17 protein-coding genes are annotated in these 19099 nt (G+C 40.2%); 15 read left to right on the top strand and 2 right to left on the bottom strand.

From position 1 onward, the window contains the following. The 6 genes from uvrC (at nt 1) to BKL51_RS03990 (ending at nt 7499) form a co-directional block, all read left to right on the top strand. Nucleotides 1–1827 (top strand): excinuclease ABC subunit UvrC, encoded by a 1827-nt coding sequence (uvrC, locus tag BKL51_RS04015; protein ID WP_077465454.1) that lies wholly within the window; start codon nt 1–3, stop codon nt 1825–1827. 69 nt (nt 1828–1896) lie between these two features. Then, nucleotides 1897–2610, top strand: coding sequence for a TerC family protein (locus tag BKL51_RS04010; RefSeq protein ID WP_077465453.1), 714 nt, complete (start codon nt 1897–1899; stop codon nt 2608–2610). Between the two features lie 125 nt (nt 2611–2735). Further along, nucleotides 2736–5015, top strand: a complete 2280-nt coding sequence (gene gshAB, locus BKL51_RS04005; protein WP_077465452.1) for a bifunctional glutamate--cysteine ligase GshA/glutathione synthetase GshB — start codon at nt 2736–2738, stop codon at nt 5013–5015. A 91-nt stretch (nt 5016–5106) separates the two neighbouring features. Beyond that, nucleotides 5107–6189: a PhoH family protein gene (locus tag BKL51_RS04000; protein WP_077465451.1), complete on the top strand. Its 1083-nt coding sequence runs from the start codon at nt 5107–5109 to the stop codon at nt 6187–6189. A 1-nt stretch (nt 6190) separates the two neighbouring features. Continuing rightward, nucleotides 6191–6658, top strand: coding sequence for an rRNA maturation RNase YbeY (gene ybeY / locus BKL51_RS03995; RefSeq protein ID WP_077465450.1), 468 nt, complete (start codon nt 6191–6193; stop codon nt 6656–6658). A gap of 55 nt (nt 6659–6713) precedes the next feature. Next, complete coding sequence (locus BKL51_RS03990; RefSeq protein WP_077465449.1) at nt 6714–7499, top strand: Cof-type HAD-IIB family hydrolase; 786 nt, start codon at nt 6714–6716, stop codon at nt 7497–7499. A 48-nt stretch (nt 7500–7547) separates the two neighbouring features. Here BKL51_RS03990 and BKL51_RS03985 read toward each other — a convergent pair whose 3' ends face one another. Both BKL51_RS03985 and suhB read right to left on the bottom strand, forming a co-directional pair. Next, nucleotides 7548–8936 carry a cytochrome-c peroxidase gene (locus tag BKL51_RS03985; RefSeq protein ID WP_077465448.1) on the bottom strand — a complete coding sequence of 463 codons (1389 nt, stop codon included), beginning with the start codon at nt 8934–8936 and terminating at the stop codon, nt 7548–7550. 204 nt (nt 8937–9140) lie between these two features. Beyond that, the gene (gene suhB, locus BKL51_RS03980) at nt 9141–9944 is read right to left on the bottom strand and encodes an inositol-1-monophosphatase (RefSeq protein WP_077465447.1); all 804 of its coding nucleotides are present in this window, start codon (nt 9942–9944) and stop codon (nt 9141–9143) included. Between the two features lie 198 nt (nt 9945–10142). On the opposite strand from suhB, the gene BKL51_RS03975 reads away from it, so the two are divergent. From BKL51_RS03975 to yfbR, 9 genes are all read left to right on the top strand, one after another. Continuing rightward, nucleotides 10143–10658, top strand: coding sequence for a type II secretion system protein (locus tag BKL51_RS03975; protein ID WP_077465446.1), 516 nt, complete (start codon nt 10143–10145; stop codon nt 10656–10658). Nucleotides 10659–10662: 4 nt separating this feature from the next. Continuing rightward, complete coding sequence (locus BKL51_RS03970; protein ID WP_077465445.1) at nt 10663–11367, top strand: type II secretion system protein J; 705 nt, start codon at nt 10663–10665, stop codon at nt 11365–11367. Beyond that, nucleotides 11367–12056, top strand: coding sequence for a DUF2572 family protein (locus tag BKL51_RS03965; RefSeq protein WP_077465444.1), 690 nt, complete (start codon nt 11367–11369; stop codon nt 12054–12056). Before BKL51_RS03970 ends, BKL51_RS03965 begins: the two co-directional genes overlap by 1 nt. Then, nucleotides 12049–12336 carry a DUF5374 domain-containing protein gene (locus tag BKL51_RS03960; protein WP_077465443.1) on the top strand — a complete coding sequence of 96 codons (288 nt, stop codon included), beginning with the start codon at nt 12049–12051 and terminating at the stop codon, nt 12334–12336. Before BKL51_RS03965 ends, BKL51_RS03960 begins: the two co-directional genes overlap by 8 nt. Before the next feature lie 51 nt (nt 12337–12387). After that, a complete protein-coding gene (gene recC / locus BKL51_RS03955) occupies nt 12388–15783 on the top strand; it encodes an exodeoxyribonuclease V subunit gamma (RefSeq protein ID WP_077465470.1) in 3396 nt (1131 codons plus the stop codon). Between the two features lie 62 nt (nt 15784–15845). Then, nucleotides 15846–16295, top strand: a complete 450-nt coding sequence (gene nrdR / locus BKL51_RS03950) for a transcriptional regulator NrdR (RefSeq protein ID WP_077465442.1) — start codon at nt 15846–15848, stop codon at nt 16293–16295. A 2-nt stretch (nt 16296–16297) separates the two neighbouring features. After that, nucleotides 16298–17419 (top strand): bifunctional diaminohydroxyphosphoribosylaminopyrimidine deaminase/5-amino-6-(5-phosphoribosylamino)uracil reductase RibD, encoded by a 1122-nt coding sequence (gene ribD / locus BKL51_RS03945; protein WP_077465441.1) that lies wholly within the window; start codon nt 16298–16300, stop codon nt 17417–17419. Next, nucleotides 17420–18442 (top strand): outer membrane-stress sensor serine endopeptidase DegS, encoded by a 1023-nt coding sequence (degS, locus tag BKL51_RS03940; protein ID WP_059365377.1) that lies wholly within the window; start codon nt 17420–17422, stop codon nt 18440–18442. 7 nt (nt 18443–18449) lie between these two features. Further along, the gene (gene yfbR / locus BKL51_RS03935; RefSeq protein WP_077465440.1) at nt 18450–19043 is read left to right on the top strand and encodes a 5'-deoxynucleotidase; all 594 of its coding nucleotides are present in this window, start codon (nt 18450–18452) and stop codon (nt 19041–19043) included. Nucleotides 19044–19099: the final 56 nt, after the last annotated feature.

Here is a 19099-nt window from a genome sequence, read left to right as displayed (position 1 = left end):
ATGTTTGAGGCAAAAAAATTCCTAACAAATGTTTCTCATGAACCCGGCGTTTATCGTATGTATGACGATAAAGATCAGGTTATTTATGTGGGGAAAGCGAAAGATTTAAAAAAGCGTCTGTCAAGTTATTTTCGATCCAATCTCAGTAGTAAGAAAACGGAAGCGTTGGTCGCCTCCATTCATCATATTGACACCACGATCACCTCTTCCGAAACGGAAGCGCTGTTATTAGAGCATAATTACATCAAACTGTATCAGCCCCGTTACAATGTGTTGCTGCGTGATGATAAATCCTATCCTTTTATTTTATTGACTAAAGATCGTCATCCGCGTATTACCGCTTATCGTGGGGCAAAAAAAATTGCCGGTGAATATTTTGGCCCTTATCCCCACGCAGGGGCTGTGCGGGAAACCTTATCTTTGATCCAAAAATTATTCCCGGTGCGCCAGTGTGAAAATTCTGTTTATGCCAATCGCTCCCGCCCTTGCTTGCAATATCAAATCGGGCGTTGTTCCGCCCCTTGTGTGGCAGGCTATGTAACTGATGAAGAGTATTCTCAACAAGTGGAACTGGCCCGTTTATTTTTACAAAGTCAAGATCAACAAGTGCTGGATTATTTGATCGGCAAAATGGATCAGGCAAGCCAAGATTTGGATTTTGAGCAAGCGGCACGTTATCGCGATCAAATTCAAGCGGTGCGTTCTGTCATCGAAAAACAGTTTGTGTCTAACGAGCGATTGGACGATATGGATATTATGTCTATTGCTTATCAACATGGTTTAGCTTGTGTGCAAGTGATGTTTATCCGCCAAGGAAAAGTATTGGGCAATCGCAGTTATTTCCCTAAAGTGCCGGCAAATACGGATCTTTCCGAGTTGACGGAAACCTTCGTCGGGCAATTTTATTTACAGGGGCATCAGGGCAGAAGTATTCCAAATAGCATTATTGTGGATCGAAAACTCGCTGAAAAAACAGAATTGGAAACACTACTTACGGAGCAAGCAGGTAGAAAAGTTACGATCCAAGAAAGCGTAAAAGGGGATAAAGGAAAATATTTACAGCTGGCACAAGTGAATGCGAAAGCGGCGCTTGCCACCCAACTCAAGCAATCCTCACGAATGTCCGAGCGTTATCAAGCCTTATGCGAATTACTTAACGTGTCGGAAATTAAGCGAATGGAATGTTTTGATATTAGTCATACGATGGGAAATCAAACGGTGGCATCTTGTGTGGTGTTCAATCAAGAAGGCCCGCTAAAATCCGATTATCGGCGATTTAACATTGAGGGGATTACCGGTGGCGATGACTATGCGGCAATGGAACAAGCGCTAAAAAAACGCTATGACCGTGATTTAGAAGAGGAAAAAATCCCTGATGTGATCCTTATTGACGGGGGAAAAGGGCAACTTAATCGTGCTTTAGATGTATTTCTTCATTTGAATGTAAAATGGGATAAAAACCGACCGCACTTAATTGGTGTGGCGAAGGGAGTAGATCGCCGGGCAGGGCAAGAAGTGCTGATTATCAGCAAACAAAACCGTGAGATTCATTTACCCGATGATAGTTTAGCTCTGCATTTAATCCAGTATATTCGTGATGAAAGTCATAATCACGCCATTAGCGGGCACCGCAAAAAACGTCAAAACGCTTTTACTCACAGTGGGTTGGAAAGTATTGAGGGGGTCGGTGCGAAACGCCGTCAAGCCTTATTGAAATACTTGGGCGGTTTGCAAGGCGTGAAAAATGCCACCGTGGACGAGATTGCTTCCGTGCCGGGAATTTCAAGAAAATTGGCGGAAACGATCTATGAAACCTTGAGAAGTTGATGAAATACTCATTGCTTTTCTTTATAAAGTGATTATGATCCGCTTTTTGAATTTTTATAGGAACAAATCATGTTTGAATGGCTTAGTGATCCCGAAGCTTGGCTTTCTCTTGCGACATTAACCGCACTTGAAATTGTTTTAGGGATCGATAATATTATTTTTATTAGTATTTTAGTAGGACGTTTACCGGCACATCAGCGTCAGTCCGGGCGTATTATCGGTTTATCTTTAGCGATGATCTCTCGAATTTTACTCTTGATGTCGCTTGCTTGGATGATGAAATTAACCGAACCGCTGTTTGCTTTATTTAATCAAGAGATTTCCGGACGGGATTTAATTTTATTCTTGGGTGGGCTGTTCTTAGTAGTAAAAAGTATCGGTGAAATTAAAGAAGTGCTTCATCCTGAAGATCATCATAAAAATGAAAATGAAAAGAAAGTCAGTTATCTTGGTGTATTGATTCAGATAGCCATATTAGATATTGTATTTTCCCTTGATTCGGTCATTACCGCCGTCGGTATGGCAGAGCATTTACCGGTGATGATTTTAGCGATCATCATTGCTGTCGGAGTGATGTTATTTGCAGCGAAACCAATCGGTGATTTTGTGGATACTCACCCGACGTTAAAAATTCTCGCTTTAGCATTTTTAATTTTAGTGGGAATCAGCCTCATTACAGAAAGCCTTGATATACATATCTCAAAAGGCTATATCTATTTCGCAATGGGTTTTTCTGTAGTAGTAGAAGTGTTGAATATTCGAATGAGAAAATTAATAAAATAGTAAGAAAAGTGCGGTCAGAAATGAGCGCATTTTTTATATAAATTAATATTTTCGTTATATTCAATTTTCTTATTTATTTTTCTGAAGAATCGAACCATAATGGTTCTTTTCTAAAAGGGCTTACTATGAATATCCAGAACATCATTAAACAACATCATCTCGAATTACTTTTTCAACAAGGTTTATTTGGTATTGAAAAAGAAAGCCAACGTGTCTATGCGGATGGCTCTATTGTCACTACCGAACATCCGAAAGCCTTTGGTAATCGTAGTTTTCATCCTTATATTCAAACTGATTTTGCAGAAAGCCAGCTTGAATTGATCACGCCACCGTCTAAAACATTGGAAGATGCGCTGCGTTGGCTTTCGGCTATTCATGAAGTGACATTGCGTACCCTTCCCGAAAGTGAATATATTTTCCCATTCAGTATGCCGGCAGGGTTGCCATCGGAAAAGCAAATTAAGGTTGCACAATTGGATAATCCGAAAGATGTAGCATATCGTGAGCATTTAGTGAAAAGCTATGGCAAATATAAACAAATGGTCAGTGGCATTCACTATAATTTCCAATTGGATCCGGCGTTTGTTCAAGCGCTTTTTGAAGCTCAAACGGAACAAAAAAGTGCGGTGGATTTTCAGAATGATTTATATCTAAAAATTGCGAAAAATTTCCTTCGCTATCAATGGATTCTGCTTTATTTCTTCTCTGCTACGCCAACGGTTGATGAAAATTATTTTCGTGACGGAACACCGCTTCAGCCCAATCAATATGTGCGTAGTTTGCGTTCAAGTCCTTTCGGTTATGTGAATGATCCTGAAATCAAGGTTTCTTTCAATAGTTTACAATCCTACGCTGATAGCCTTGAGTACTGGGTAAATAGCGGTAAGTTGATTGCAGAAAAAGAATTCTATTCTAATGTGCGTTTGCGTGGTGCGGCAAAAGCCCGTGATTTACTCAAAACGGGTATCCAATATCTTGAGTTCCGTCTTTTTGATCTCAATCCTTTTACACCGTATGGCATTACGTTGGAAGATGCGAAGTTCGTCCATTATTTCATTTTATTGATGGCATGGCTGGATCACACTGCTGATCAAGGTGACATAGAATTAGGTAAAACCCGCCTTGCCGAAGTGTCTTGGGAAGACCCTTTATCACCAACGGCTTACGCTGTGGAAGGGGAGTTAGTATTACTTGAAATGATGAATATGCTTAACGTTCTTCAAGCAAGTGATGAAATTAAAGCTATCGTAAAAGAAAAATTTGCACAATTTGCGAATCCGCGCGACACACTCTGCGCTAACATCGTCGTTGCCATTGATAAATTCGGGGGCTATCAGCAGTTAGGGGCGGATATTGCGAAAGGCAATAAGAAAAATGCGTTTGAACGTTTCTATGCCTTGTCCGCTTTTGACAATATGGAACTTTCGACACAGGCATTAATGTTTGATGCAATTCAAAAAGGGCTGAAGATCGAAATTCTGGACGAGCGTGATCAATTCCTCAGTTTGCAATACGGTGATCATATTGAATATGTGAAAAACGGCAATATGACTTCACATGATAGTTATATTTCTCCGTTAATTATGGAAAATAAAGTGGTTACCAAAAAAGTGTTGGCAAAAGCCGGTTTTAATGTGCCGCAAAGTGTTGAATTTACGGATGTGAAAACTGCGGTTGAAAGTTTTCCGCTTTTTGAAAACCGTGCGGTAGTGATTAAACCGAAATCCACGAATTTTGGTCTGGGTATCACGATTTTCCAACAAGGTGTACAAAACCGCGATGATTTTGCCAAAGCGGTAGAAATCGCTTTCCGTGAAGATAACGAAATTATGATCGAAGATTATTTAATCGGTACCGAATATCGTTTCTTTGTACTGGGCGGGCAAACCTTGGCGGTATTATTACGAGTGCCGGCAAATGTCGTAGGTGACGGCGAACATACTGTGAAAGAATTGGTCGCAATGAAAAACGATCATCCTTTGCGTGGAGACGGCAGTCGTACCCCATTGAAAAAAATTGTTCTGGGTGATATTGAGAAACTTCAATTAAAAGAACAAGGATGGACGGTCGATTCTATCCCGCCAAGAGATCTGATTGTGCAGCTACGAGCTAATTCAAATATTAGTACCGGCGGCGATTCTATTGATGTGACGGAACAAATGCATGAAAGTTATAAACAACTTGCGGTTGGTATTGCCAAAGCGATGGGGGCTACCGTTTGCGGCGTGGATTTGATTATTCCGGATTTAACCAAACCGGCGGAAAATAATTTGCAGTCGTGGGGGGTGATTGAAGCAAACTTCAATCCGATGATGATGATGCATATTTTCCCTTATGCCGGAAAATCCCGTCGTGTCACTTTGAATGTACTGGAAATGTTATTTCCGGAACTGAAAGTACGTTAAACGTTGTTAAAAAGTGCGGTTAATTTTGACCGCACTTCCCAATAATTGATTAAAATAATCTCCAACTGAAAATTAACCATAAGCAATCTTAATGACAACATTCACTCTCGAACCCCAAGACAATACACGTCTTCAATCACTTTGCGGTGCATTTGACGAGCATCTTAAGTTGATTGAAACAGAATTTAATCTCAATATTTCTCGAAATAACTTCACGTTTACTATCAAATCAAATGAGGAAAACCCTAAACCTCACCACGAAAAACTTGTGCAAAGTGCGGTCAAATTAATTCAAGATTTATATCTGGAAACCGCCCCTATTAAAGGTAAAGTCACGGAATTAGATTTAGAAGACGTACATATTGCGTTACAAGAAAGCCGAATGCTTTCTCAGGCGGATCTCAATCGTACAGAAAGCAAGGTTTACAGCACCACAATTAAAACTAAACGGGGTATGATTAAGCCGCGCGGTGAAAATCAAATTCAATATTTACATAATATTTTAACCCACGATATTAGTTTCGGTATCGGGCCGGCAGGTACGGGGAAAACCTTTTTAGCGGTTGCGGCTGCGGTAGAAGCCTTGGAAAGACAAGAAATCCGCCGTGTGTTATTAACCCGCCCGGCGGTAGAGGCAGGTGAAAAATTAGGCTTTTTGCCGGGGGATTTAGGGCAAAAAATAGAGCCTTATTTACGACCGCTGTATGATGCCCTGTTTGAAATGTTAGGGTTTGAACGTGTACAAAAATTGATGGAGCGTAATGTGATTGAAATCGCCCCTTTAGCCTATATGCGTGGGCGAACACTCAATGACAGTTTTATTATTTTAGATGAAAGCCAAAATACTACCGTTGAGCAGATGAAAATGTTCCTTACCCGTATCGGCTTTAATTCTAAGGCGGTGATTACCGGCGACATTACTCAAATCGATTTACCTCGTAGCACGAAATCAGGTTTGCGCCATGCCATTGAAGTGTTGGAAAACGTCCCCGAGTTGAGTTTCAATTATTTTGATAGTAAAGACATTGTGCGTCATCCAGTCGTGGCAAAAGTAGTACAAGCCTATGAGGCATGGGAAATAAAAGATGAAGCCCGCCGCAAAGCGTTAGCCGAACAACGTAAGGTAGAGCGGGAAAAAGAGCGGTCGGTTTTCACAGAGAATTTAGCAGGATAGTATGGGAAATATATTAATTGATTTACAGATCGCCACTGAAAATACACAAGGTTTACCAACGGAAAGTCAAATTACACAATGGGCAACAGTGGCAGTGCAACCGGAAAGCGATAATGTGGAAATGACAGTGCGTATTGTGGATGAGGCGGAAAGTCACAAACTCAATCTCATTTATCGTAGGAAAGATCGCCCGACAAACGTACTTTCTTTTCCCTTTGATTGTCCCGATGAAGTTGAGCTTCCTTTGTTGGGCGATTTGGTTATTTGTCGCCAAGTAGTGGAGAGAGAAGCCATAGAACAAGAAAAACCACTTATGGCACATTGGGCACATATGGTGGTGCACGGTAGTTTGCATTTATTGGGCTATGATCATATTGAAGATGAAGAAGCCGAAGAAATGGAACACCTGGAAACACAGATTATGCAAAATTTAGGTTTTGCCGATCCTTATTTATTGGAAAAAGAATAGCGACCGTATTTTTACTTTTTAGTGGGAATACCGTTGCCAGTAATTTGGAGTAACAATGTATAAAGCCGTATTCAGTGATTTTGACGGAACGCTATTAACCTCCGATCATAAAATTTCCCCAAGAACCTTAGCTGCTATTCAGCGTATTACCCGAAATGGTATTCCTTTTGTACCCATTTCAGCCCGTTCTCCTCTTGGTATTTTGCCTTATGCCAAGCAAATTGAACATTACAATGTCATTGTGGCATTTAGCGGTGCGTTAATTTTAGATCGTCAGTTTAACGCTCTTTATTCCGTAAATATTTCTGCGGAAGATATTCAAAAAATTAACCGTGTTTTGTCAGAGTATCCTGCGTTAGGGGTGAATTATTACACTAATAATGATTGTGTGGCTCGTGATGTAAATAACAAATGGGTTGCTTTTGAGAAGAGTGTGACGAAAATTCAAATTGATCCTTACGATGAAAATATGCGCTATTCACCGCATAAAATTCAAATTATCGGTGAGGCGGATGAAATCATTGATGTTGAAAATCGTTTAAAAACTGCGTTTCCGTATTTGAGTATTTGTCGTTCCCACCCAAATTTCTTAGAAGTTATGGAAAAATCAGCGACAAAAGGCAATGCTGTACGCTTTTTAGAAAGTTATTTTAACGTAAAAGAAGAAGAGGCAATCGCCTTTGGGGATAACTTTAATGATCTTGATATGCTGGAAAATGTCGGTCTAGGCGTGGCAATGGGCAACGCCCCTGAAGAGATCAAACAGGTCGCTAAGCGTGTCACCGCAACGAATAATGAAGATGGATTAGCCCTGATTCTGGACGAAATTTTCCCCGAATAAAAATAGATAAAAAAATGACCGCACTTGCGGTCATTTCAAGTTATAAAACTATTTTAGTTTCTCACCGTTGAATTCTCCGGTTAAACTTTCTAGGAATGAGGATATATCATCAATGTCTTGTTGTTTTGGTTGCTGAACATTGCTTTGATATTTTAGCATAACTCGAACGGCTTCCTTAAGATCTGCTGCCGAAGCATCATGGAAATAAGGGGCTGTGAGAGCAATATTACGGAGTGTCGGTACTTTAAAACGATGCATATCGTAAGGATCTTTAGTTTGAGCAAAACGACCCTCGTCAGCCTCTGTTAAAGGCGTACCGCGATCTTTAAAGTAATCGCCGTAAAGTCCCATATATTCATAGGATTGTCCGCCTAGGGAAACACCGGTATGACAAGTATCGCATTTATTTTGTTTGAATAATTCGTAACCGCGAAGTTGTTGTGAATTTAATGCAGTTTGTTCGCCTTTCAGGTAACGATCGAAATCACTATTTGGGGTGATCAAAGTTTTTTCATATTCTCCGATAGCATGAGTCAGCGTTTCTTTTGTGATTTGTGGGTATTCTTTTAAAAAGCGTTTCTTGAAATCTTCATCCGTTTCAAAGCGTGCTACGATCTCATCCCAAGAATTCGAACCCATCTCAAGAGGATTCGTTGGAGGGCCTTTTGCTTGATCGGCTAAATCCGCTGCACGACCATCCCAGAATTGAACAAAGTTGAAGGCGGCATTAAACACTGTCGGCGCATTAATCAGGCCTTTTTTTCCATCAATGCCGGTTGAGGTGGCAAGACGATCGACGCCACCTTTATCCAATTGGTGACAAGTGTGGCATTGAATACTTCCGTCGCCCGATAAGCGTCCGTCAAAGAAAATACTATGACCGAGAGCGACTTTTGCGGCATCTGTCAGGATACTATCCGGAATGGGCTGAACGAGACGATTTGCATCGGCATTAGGCGTTCCTTGCGGTAATAGCATTTGGCGTTTTTCACGAATCCAATCGAGTAAAAATGCTTTTTCTTGATCATCAGGTTTAGAGCCCCAGTGCAAATGAGTGAATTCAGGTAATGGCATTTCATTATTTTCAATCACACGCTGTAATTTTGCTAAATCCGCTTGCGATAATTTGCTTGGATCTTTTGCCCCTTCAAGTAAACGATCCGTACGAAATGCACGAAGCCCTAGTTCAATGTCATTTTGCATTTTATTACTTATAACGGGTAGTGTTGAATAGAACGGAAGTGTGGCATTAGGACTATGGCAATATTGGCATCCGTTGCCGAACAAGGTTTCTGCGACTTTTTGTTGGTCGCCGGAATAGTGATTTTCCACTAATAATTTTGTAGCTTGCCCTTTATCGAATTGATGAAGATAACCCACAACACCTAAATAACCAATAATACTCAAGGCTCCAATGCCAAGTATCCACTTTTTCATGTAATCCTCCGGTAGAGATAAATAAATTCTACTAATTATCACTGATAAAAAGATGAGGTTTTTTGATAAAAATCAAAAAATTTAATTTGTTAAAACTATAGATTTGATTGTTTGAAATAAAGATATATTTATTTTATAAGGAGTAAACGAAAAAAATAACCGCACTTTTATTATGCAAAAAGTGCGGTTATTTTTTTATGTTTTTTAGTTTTTAAAATTATCGCCTAAGCAAGGACGAATTTTATTTAACATTTCTTTTAGTACTCGGGGTGGTGCGGCAACAATATTTCCGCTACGTAAATAGCTATTGCCCGCTTCAAAATCACAAACCAAACCGCCGGCTTCACGTACGATTAAATCACCTGCGGCACAATCCCATGCTTTTATGCCCATTTCAAAATAGCCGTCAACACGATTTGACGCTACATAGCATAAATCTAAGGCCGCGGAGCCGGTGCGACGGAAATCCGCAGCATTCTCAATAAGTGAATTCATCATAGCAAATTGAGTGGGCATAAGTTTTGGTTGTTTGAATGGGAAACCGGTAGCAAGAATAGCGCCTTGAAGTTCGCGTTTTGCATCAACACGTAAGCGTACTTCGTTTAATTTTGCACCTTCACCGCGTACGGCGGTAAATAATTCGTTGCGGATAGGATCGTAAACCACTCCAACCTCCGTACGATTTTTTACGCGGATAGCAACGGATACGGCAAAGTGCGGCAAGCCGTTCATGAAATTGCGAGTGCCGTCTAGTGGATCGACAATCCATTGAACATCGCTGTCTTTCCCTTCAATTGCACCGCTTTCTTCGGTGATGACGGTGTGTTCGGGATAAGATTTACGGATAATTTCAATAATTTCTGCTTCCGCAGCTTTATCTATGTTTGTAACGTAGTCATTGATACCTTTTTGTAGCGTTTCGATATCATCACGGCGTTCATAATTTTTAGCAATGACATTGCCCGCTCTTCGTGCCGCGCGAATAGCGATATTCAACATTGGATTCATAATTTCACCAGATTTTAAAGAACCGAAATTTGTGTGCCATTATAACGACATTTGTAAAAATAACCAGCTGAAAATCATAAAACCACAATTTTTTCTTATCCTTTTCATAATCTTGCGATCAAGATCGAAAAAGCGATTTACCGTTGTTGTGACGATGAAAAAATACCTTAAAGTGCGGTAAAAATGAGGAAAGTTTTTATGCACAAAGGTTTAACATTGGTGGAATTATTAATTGGTTTAGCTATTATCAGTATCGCATTGAGTTTCAGCGTTCCGCTTTGGCAAACCGATAGCCCTAAGACGATTTTAGCAAAAGAGCAGCATCGCCTTTATTTATTTTTGCGACAGATTCAGGGGCGGGCGGAAAATTCTTCTGAAATCTGGTTTATTTTGGCAAATCGTCATCCCACGACAAAGCAATGGTGTATGACAGCTCAGGTCAAAAATGACAAACTTTGCGATTGTTTTACTCCCACAAGTTGCCCAAAAGAGGTTTATGCGCATTTTTACTATCCTTATTTTGCTCAGAAAACGATGATTATTAGCCCCAAAATTTATCCTACGGAAGTGGCTCGTTTTAATGGCATACGCAATACGATAGATTCCAATTGTTTTTTATTACAATCAGGTGATGAGAGTACATTATTTTCCTTTTTTAATGTGGGTAGTTTAAAGTTGAAACCTAATCAGTCCGCTAGTGCGTGCACGAGATGACATCATGAAAAAAGGGCAAACATTACTCGCATTAATGATTGCATTAGCAATTTCATCTGCACTTTTATTAGTGGTTTCACAGTTTTATACCGCTATACAAATTCAGAATCGGCAGCTTTTATTGAAATTAAAATTGCAGGCGGAATTACAACGAACGGTTCAGCTTATAGGAAAAGATCTTCGTCGCGTAGGATTTCGAGCATTAAATAATAAGTTGATTGAAACCAATATCGGTTTGTTCGAGCTAGATGAAGAAGGCACTTCGTTAATTATTTCACAAGCGGATAATGCGCCTAAAAATAGCTGCGCCCTGTTTTTTTATGATCTCAATGCGAACGGATGTATTGGCGAAAAATATACTAAAAATACCTGTTTGAACGGACATCAAAATGTGGCAAAAGGGATCGAAAAAGAACTTTTCGGTTACAAATTGAATAACAAAATGGTTGAAACCAAGCAAACTTACAAAAGCGCAATCAATGCCAAGTGTCAATCAAATGAATGCCAAAAAGCACTTCGACAAACAGCCTGTAACGCTGGGGGAGGTTGGACGGATTTACTTGATGAAAATGAATATGAGATCACTCATTTGCAATTTAATTTTATTGCAGAAAGAAAAGGCATTGAAATTCAACTTGCCGGTAATTTAAAAGGGAATCCTGCTATTCGATATGAAACATCAATGGTGGTGGCATTGTGGAATCAGTAATGAAACAAAAGGAAAGAAAGGGCGTTGTGACGCTCACAATTTTGATTTTTCTTTCTGGTTTTTTGGCAGTGATATTACTCTTTGACGATAGCACCTTGAGTTTTTTTCGTGCGCAGCAAATGCAACGTAAAAACTATGTAGAACAAACTTTAACTTTACAAAAAATCACCTTATTAGAACGGCAGAATGCCTGTTCAAATCTTCCTTTGGATAATTCGGATTCTGTTCGGCAAGTTTTTATAAATATTGAGAAGGCAGAAGATTCGATTCAGTATTCTTTGTGGTGTCGGCGCGTTACTATATTTAAAAAATCGCCGACGAAAGGGGGTAATCAAGGTTTGTTGGCAAACTTTATTCGCTTAGAAAATCTTGATGAATTTCGACCACTCTTTTCAATGCCTTCTACCCCATTAGTATCGAACAAAATTCCGCAATTATATTGGTTTAATGAGAAACAAACGGAATGGGAGGTAAATGGCACGGTACAAGGTATTTTAGTCGCGGAAGGGGATTTAATATTACGGGGTAAAGGGCGGGTGAGCGGAGCGGTGATCACAGGCGGGAGGCTAACATTAGAAGGGGTTAGCATTGCCTATGGTAAAAAGATCATCGAACCTTTGGTGCAACAATACAGTAAATGGCAATTAGCGGAGAAAAGTTGGAGTGATTTTAAAGCCTCGAATGAATAAAGGGATGTCGCTAACTTCCGTGATGTTTACGATTATGTTGTTTAGCATATTGTTTCTGGTATTTAATCGCTGGACGGCAAGTCAGCGCAAAAGTGCGGTCGAAATTTATCATGATTTTCAAGCATTGCAGATTGCCGAAAATCAAGCGCAACGACAATTTTTAGGTTTACCTTGTGAACAACAAGTGAAACAAAATAACCTACAATTTCAAATACAATGCCGGGGCAATCAAGTGATTGTTCGTTCTTCTCAAGGTGAATTTTCCCTGAAAAACGAGTAAAAAACAGGTAGAATGGCTCTTCATTTTGGCTTATTTTTGATAGGTTGTGCCGTGTTTATCGTTTACTATTCCAATCAACTTGAAAAACAGAAAGAGATTCTTGCCGAATTGTTTAACACAATGCCGAGAGAAGATCCTTTTCAGCAAGATATTATTCTGGTGCAAAGTCCGGGTATGGCACAATGGCTACAGATGGAATTAGCCAAGAAAAACGGCGTTTCCGCCAATTTAATCTTTCCAATGCCGGCGACCTTTATTTGGCAACTTTATAGAGATAATTTACCCTCCGTTTCTTTACAGAATCCTTTTGATAAGGACAGTATGATGTGGCATTTAATGGGATTAATACCTCATTTTTTAGAGCGGGAAGAATTCGATCCTTTACGTCATTATTTGTCCTCTTCACCTTATTCGGAACAATACAAGCTCTATCAATTAAGTAGCAAAATTGCCGATTTATTTGACCAATATTTAGTTTATCGTCCCGAATGGATTTTTGCTTGGGAAAGAAATGAAGATGAACAAATTGCCGTACAAATAAAAATGCAACAAGCACATTTAAACGATGTGTTGTTGCAGCAAATTCAAGGAAATGTGACTTGGCAGGGAATATTATGGCGGGCATTGGTTGCAAAGGTAAAAGCGGACATTGGTGAACAAGCCACACATCGCGCCGCCTTACACGAGAAATTTCTCACCTTATTAAACGATAAAAGTCAAGCTAAAAAACTGCCTAATCGTCTCTTTATTTTTGGTATCTCTGCATTGCCAACGGCTTATTTATCCGTTTTACAAGCAATGTCATTAGAGCTGGATATTCATCTGTTTTTTAATAATCCTAGTCAGGAATATTGGGGGGATGTTCGTGATTTACGGACGGATTACCTTAGCAATCGTGCACGCCGTCATTATCAAAAACAAGAGGAAATCCAACCGCTCTTTTCCGATAGTCGGATTTCTGCATTGACAGATAACAATCTTGAAACTACCTATTATGAGGAAAAACTGCAAAACGGCAATCCGCTGCTTGCCGCTTGGGGGAAAATGGGGCGTGATTTTCTTTACATCTTGGTTAAGGATGAAGAACGAATTCCCACTTATGCACTGAACGCTTATGAGGAAATTCCGAATAGGACGTTACTCGGGCAATTGCAATCCCATATTTTGCATTTAACCAATCAACCTTTAAACATTGAAAAAAACGACCGCACTTTAAGCATACATTCTTGTCATAGCGCAATGCGTGAAGTGGAAGTGTTGCATGATTATTTACTGGATTTGTTTAATCAAAATCCATTGCTTACACCGAAAGATATTGTGGTAATGGTGGCGGATATTAATCATTACATCCCTTATATTCAATCCGTTTTCGGCCATAAAAATGGTGATGTGCCGCTGATTCCTTTTTCTATTTCCGATAACAAATTATCGGAAAGTGACGCTTTGGTGTCTTGTTATCTCTCGCTATTACATTTAAAAGAAAGTACTTTTAGTGCGGAACAAATACTCGCTTTATTGGATATTCCCGCCGTACATCAGCGTTTTAACATTTCGCTTTCCGATTTACCCCTAGTCCGTGAATGGGTAGCCGGGGCGGGAATTCGTTTCGGTTTACAAAAAAATCAAGACGGGACGAATTTTAATTCTTGGCAAGCCGGCCTGGAACGTATGCTATTGGGCTATGCTATGCGTGAAGAACACGGTATTTGGCAAGACAGCCTTGGGTTTGACAGCAGTTATGGTTTGAAGGGCGTGTTAGCCGGGCATTTATCGCATTTTTTCACGATGCTTTCCGCTTGGTATGAAATGCTTCAAGAAGCCCATTCTATGAAAAAATGGCAGCAAATATTAAGCGCACTTTTGATAGATTTTTTTGTGCAAAATGAAGAAACCCACGACACCCTCTTTTATATTCAGGAAAAAATTAACGAGGTGGCGGAACAGCTGGACGAACTTCATTTTAATACTTTATTACAAGCGGATGTGATTGCCGATGTGATGAGGATAAAGTTGGAAGATACACCCAATAGTCTGAAATTTTTAGCCGGTAAAGTAAATTTCTGTACCTTATTGCCAATGCGAGCCGTCCCGTTCAGGGTGGTTTGTTTATTGGGGATGAACGAGGCGGATTACCCTCGCAGACAAACGCCAAACAGTTTTGATCTAATGCAATATCATCATCAAAAAGGTGATCGGGTACGGCGTGATGACGATCGTTATTTATTCCTTGAAGCCTTGCTTGCCGCACGGGATTATTGCTACATCAGTTATATTGGTCGTTCAATTATTGATAACCAAAGCAAAGAACCCTCCATACTGGTCAGCCAATTATTGGATTATCTCAATCAGGGACAAACGGACGAGGAAAAATTGTCTATTCAACAACATACGATGACGGCATTTAGCCCGAATAATTTTAAAAATAGCGATAATTTTAACTGCTCTTTTGCCTCTAAATGGTTGCCGATAGCCAAGATGACAGGAAATAAATCACAAAAAGAATTTGTTACGCTGATGGAAAATACGGAATCCATAACGGAAATCGAGTTAGATCGGTTTGTGAGTTTTGTGCAAAATCCGGTGAAATTTTTCTTTGAAAAGCAGCTTGGGGTGTATTTTCGTAATGAAGACGATCGTATCGCCGACAGCGAAAATTTCACCTTAACCGGATTGGATAAATATGCGCTTAATAATCATCTTGTGTATTTTGATGAAAGTGAGTTCGATCGATATTTTGTCCAAGCTAATGTGAAAGGTGTATTGCCTCGTGCGCAATTTGGCCAAGTCGCGGCGGAAACCGTGCGTGAGACCGTATTGGAATTTAAAAATAAAATCACGAATCTTGATCAACCGCACAATGCGTCTGTCGATTTCATATTGAATGTTCCTTGGCAAGGCAAAACACAATCGATTCGCCTATTTGGTTATATGCAAAATCTTTTCGGTGAAACAAATCAAGTAATTGAATGGCGTTTTGCGAACTATAAAGAGCGTTATTGCATTCGCCCTTGGATTTATTATTTGATCCAATCCGTCACACATGAAAACACTATGCCGGCAAAATTAATTACGCAAGATCAAACCGTTGAATTACCGCAAGTGGAGCGGGAGATGGCATTAACCCAGTTGCAAATTTACGCACAGGCGTATTTGCAAAGTCAGTTGGAAATCCAGCTCGTTCCAACGATTAACAAAATCACCGAATTTATTGAAAAAGATGAAAGTGCGGTCAATTTTGAGGTTATTTGGGAGAAATTAAGAAAATTAGCCGAAGATGAAAAGCAAAGACATTATACAAAGAAAGCCGATCCTTATTGGGCTCGGGTGCTGGCTCAAACGACAAAATTTGATCAGCAGGAAAACCTGATGAAATTAGTAAAACAAACGACAGATTGGTTTGGTCTACTATTTGCAAAAGAAGGTAAGATGTCAAGTAATAAAAAATAAAGTCAATCGTCAAAACGGACTTTTTTTGCTAAGATAGACGCCCGTTTTTGAGAGGATCTCCTATGCGTTGCCCATTTTGTTCTACTGAAGAAACTAAGGTCATTGATAGTCGGTTAGTATCCGATGGTTATCAAGTTCGCCGCCGCCGTGAGTGCGGTCACTGTCATGAACGTTTTACCACTTTTGAAACCGCCGAGTTGGTCGTACCGAAAATTATTAAAAGCGATGGTTCACGGGAGCCTTTTAATGAAGACAAACTTCGCAGTGGTATTCAGCATGCTTTGGAAAAACGCCCTGTAAGCTCGGATGATGTGGAAAAAGCCATTAGCCATATTATTTTGCAGCTACGTGCGACCGGTGAGCGTGAAGTGCCTAGCCAGTTAGTCGGCAAATTGGCGATGAATGAATTAAAAGAAATGGATAAGGTGGCATATATTCGCTTTGCTTCGGTGTATTTGAGTTTTGATAATATTAATCAATTTACCAAAGAAATAGAAAGTCTGAAGGATTAGTGATGTCTGATAAATTTACCGTTCAAGACGAGCAATTTATGCAAGGGGCTTTAGATTTGGCTGCAAAAGGAATTTATACCACAACGCCAAACCCCGCAGTGGGTTGCGTATTAGTGAAAGATGGCGAGATTGTAGGGGAAGGTTTTCATTTTAAGGCGGGGCAACCTCATGCGGAGCGGGTTGCTCTGGCTCAAGCTGGTGAAAAGGCAAAGGGGGCAACCGCTTATGTTACCTTGGAGCCTTGTTCCCATTATGGACGCACGCCGCCTTGTGCATTGGGTTTAATTGAAGCCGGTGTCGTGAAAGTTATCGCTGCAATGGAAGACCCAAATCCGCAGGTGGCGGGTAGGGGACTGAAAATGCTTGCCGAAGCAGGTATTGAAAGTGCGGTCAATTTACTAAAAGATTCTGCGGAAAAGCTTAATCAAGGTTTTTTAAAGCGTATGCGGGAAGGAACGCCTTTTGTACAGCTTAAATTAGCGATGAGCCTTGACGGTAAAACGGCTATGGCAAGCGGAGAAAGCAAATGGATTACCGGTTCCGCCTCACGTACCGACGTGCAAAAAATGCGGGCAAAATCATCCGCACTTTTATCCACTTCCGCTACCGTTTTAGCTGATGATCCCAGCCTAAATGTGCGGTGGGACGATTTTCCTGTTGATCTCAAGCAAGAATATGCGAAAGAAACGGTGCGGCAGCCTGTGCGTATTATTTTAGATTCACAACATCGCATTCAGCCAAGCCATAAATTATTTGAAACCGTGTCACCGGTGTGGTTGGTTTCAAGTGAAGTGCGTGATCTTACGGGTTTTCCTGAGTTTTGTGAGCAAATTGTCTTGCCTCAAGATAATCTCTTATCCGACTTAATGGTTGAATTAGGAAAACGTCAAATTAATAGTCTTTGGGTCGAAGCGGGAAAAAATTTAGCCGGTAGTTTGATTGAGCAAAAATTGGTGGATGAACTGATTCTCTATATTGCCCCCAAATTGTTGGGCGAACAAGCTCGTGGTCTATGTAACTTGCCTCATTTGATACAATTAGCCGATGCTCCTCTATGGCAACTTAACGAATTTCAACAAATTGGCGATGATATAAAATTAACTTATACGCCAAAAGGATCTTAAATGCTTAAAAAACTTGTTTATTCCGCTCTTTGGGGATTAGCCGCTGCCGGCATAATTCTCTTTGCTGTGCCAAGAATAAATAGCAGCAATATTTTTACCTCTGATGACATTGTTTCTTTCAAAAATGCGGTTCGTATCGCATCGCCTGCGGTAGTCAATGTGTACAATCGCTCTTTCTCATCAGCCAGTATTAACGATAATGATCAACTGCAAGTGAATAATTTGGGATCGGGCGTTATTATGAGTAAAGACGGCTATATTCTCACCAATAAACACGTGATCCAAAATGCCGATCAGATTGTGGTGGCATTACAGAATGGTAATATTTATGAAGCAAACCTGATCGGTTCCGATAATTTAACGGATCTTGCAGTGTTGAAAATTCATGCCGATAATCTTTCTACTATCCCACAAAATGCGAATCGCCAAGTTCATGTCGGGGATGTCGCTCTGGCGATTGGCAATCCTTATAATCTTGGGCAAAGCGTTTCTCAGGGAATTATTAGTGCCGTAGGACGAAGTGCGGTGGGGGATTCTCTTGGCAGACAAAATTTTATTCAAACGGATGCTTCAATTAATCGTGGTAATTCAGGTGGTGCGTTAATTAATTCAGCCGGTGAGTTGGTTGGAATCAGCACCTTGAGTATCGGTAAAACGTCAACAGAAATTGCCGAAGGTCTAAATTTCGCCATTCCGATGGATATTGCAAATGATGTTTTGCATAAAATTATCCGCGACGGACGTGTCATTCGAGGCTATTTTGGCGTACAAAGCGAGATTAATTCCAGTGCGGAACAAGGAATTTTGATTACGGGCGTTACCCCTAATAGTCCTGCCTCAAAAGCCGGTATTCAAGTGGGCGATGTTATCTTAAAACTCAATAATCAAGAGGGCATTTCAACCCGTGAAATGATGCAAATTATCTCCAATACCAAACCGAATACAAGAGTAACGGTAACAGTAATGCGTTTAGGACGAGTGTTTGATTTGTCTGTGATGGTGGAAGAGCTTCCGTCTAATTAGAGGAGATATGGAGATTAAAACCAGTCATTTTTTTGCTTGTTTAGATCGTTTGCGTTTGATTCAACGTTGGTCATTAATGCGCAACATTGAAAAAGAAAATCTGGCAGAGCATAGCTTGCAAGTCGCATTTGTCGCACAAGCGTTAGCGATTATTAAAAATAAATTTTTTGACGGTCGGGTTAATCCGGAACGGATCGCCGTTATGGCGATGTATCATGATACATCTGAAATTTTTACCGGTGATTTGCCGACACCGATTAAATATTTCAACCCTGAAATCACTCAAGCCTATAAACAAATTGAGAGCGCGGCGGAACTTCATTTAATCAGTCTTTTACCGCAAGAACTGCAAGGTGATTTTGCCCCTTATTTAGACAGTGAAACCTTTTCTGATGAGGAAAAGCATTTGGTTAAACAGGCGGATTTAATTTGTGCTTATATTAAAGCACAATTTGAGCTAGAGAATGGCAATCAAGAATTTAAAGTCGCAAAAACCAGATTGGAAGCCCTAATGCAACAATGGCATAGCCAAGAAATGGATTATTTCTTGCAAGTCTTTATGCCGAGTTTCGGACGTTCGTTGGATGAGATTGCGTTGTAGAAATTGCTATATACATACACTTTTGGAAAGTGTGGTTAATTTTCCAAACAAAAATA

It is taken from the genome of Rodentibacter sp. Ppn85 (assembly GCF_001999335.1).
Taxonomy (GTDB): Bacteria; Pseudomonadota; Gammaproteobacteria; order Enterobacterales; family Pasteurellaceae; genus Rodentibacter.
This window is presented reverse-complemented; position numbering and strand designations above follow the sequence as displayed.

Coding starts and splice junctions, on each gene's coding strand:
- BKL51_RS03965 (WP_077465444.1), top strand. CDS start 11,367: ATGAAACAAAAGGAAAGAAAGGGCGTTGTGACGCTCACAATTTTGATT.
- gshAB (WP_077465452.1), top strand. CDS start 2,736: ATGAATATCCAGAACATCATTAAACAACATCATCTCGAATTACTTTTT.
- BKL51_RS04000 (WP_077465451.1), top strand. CDS start 5,107: ATGACAACATTCACTCTCGAACCCCAAGACAATACACGTCTTCAATCA.
- BKL51_RS04010 (WP_077465453.1), top strand. CDS start 1,897: ATGTTTGAATGGCTTAGTGATCCCGAAGCTTGGCTTTCTCTTGCGACA.
- nrdR (WP_077465442.1), top strand. CDS start 15,846: ATGCGTTGCCCATTTTGTTCTACTGAAGAAACTAAGGTCATTGATAGT.
- uvrC (WP_077465454.1), top strand. CDS start 1: ATGTTTGAGGCAAAAAAATTCCTAACAAATGTTTCTCATGAACCCGGC.
- BKL51_RS03960 (WP_077465443.1), top strand. CDS start 12,049: ATGAATAAAGGGATGTCGCTAACTTCCGTGATGTTTACGATTATGTTG.
- degS (WP_059365377.1), top strand. CDS start 17,420: ATGCTTAAAAAACTTGTTTATTCCGCTCTTTGGGGATTAGCCGCTGCC.
- yfbR (WP_077465440.1), top strand. CDS start 18,450: ATGGAGATTAAAACCAGTCATTTTTTTGCTTGTTTAGATCGTTTGCGT.
- BKL51_RS03990 (WP_077465449.1), top strand. CDS start 6,714: ATGTATAAAGCCGTATTCAGTGATTTTGACGGAACGCTATTAACCTCC.
- ribD (WP_077465441.1), top strand. CDS start 16,298: ATGTCTGATAAATTTACCGTTCAAGACGAGCAATTTATGCAAGGGGCT.
- BKL51_RS03970 (WP_077465445.1), top strand. CDS start 10,663: ATGAAAAAAGGGCAAACATTACTCGCATTAATGATTGCATTAGCAATT.
- BKL51_RS03975 (WP_077465446.1), top strand. CDS start 10,143: ATGCACAAAGGTTTAACATTGGTGGAATTATTAATTGGTTTAGCTATT.
- ybeY (WP_077465450.1), top strand. CDS start 6,191: ATGGGAAATATATTAATTGATTTACAGATCGCCACTGAAAATACACAA.
- suhB (WP_077465447.1), bottom strand. CDS start 9,944: ATGAATCCAATGTTGAATATCGCTATTCGCGCGGCACGAAGAGCGGGC.
- BKL51_RS03985 (WP_077465448.1), bottom strand. CDS start 8,936: ATGAAAAAGTGGATACTTGGCATTGGAGCCTTGAGTATTATTGGTTAT.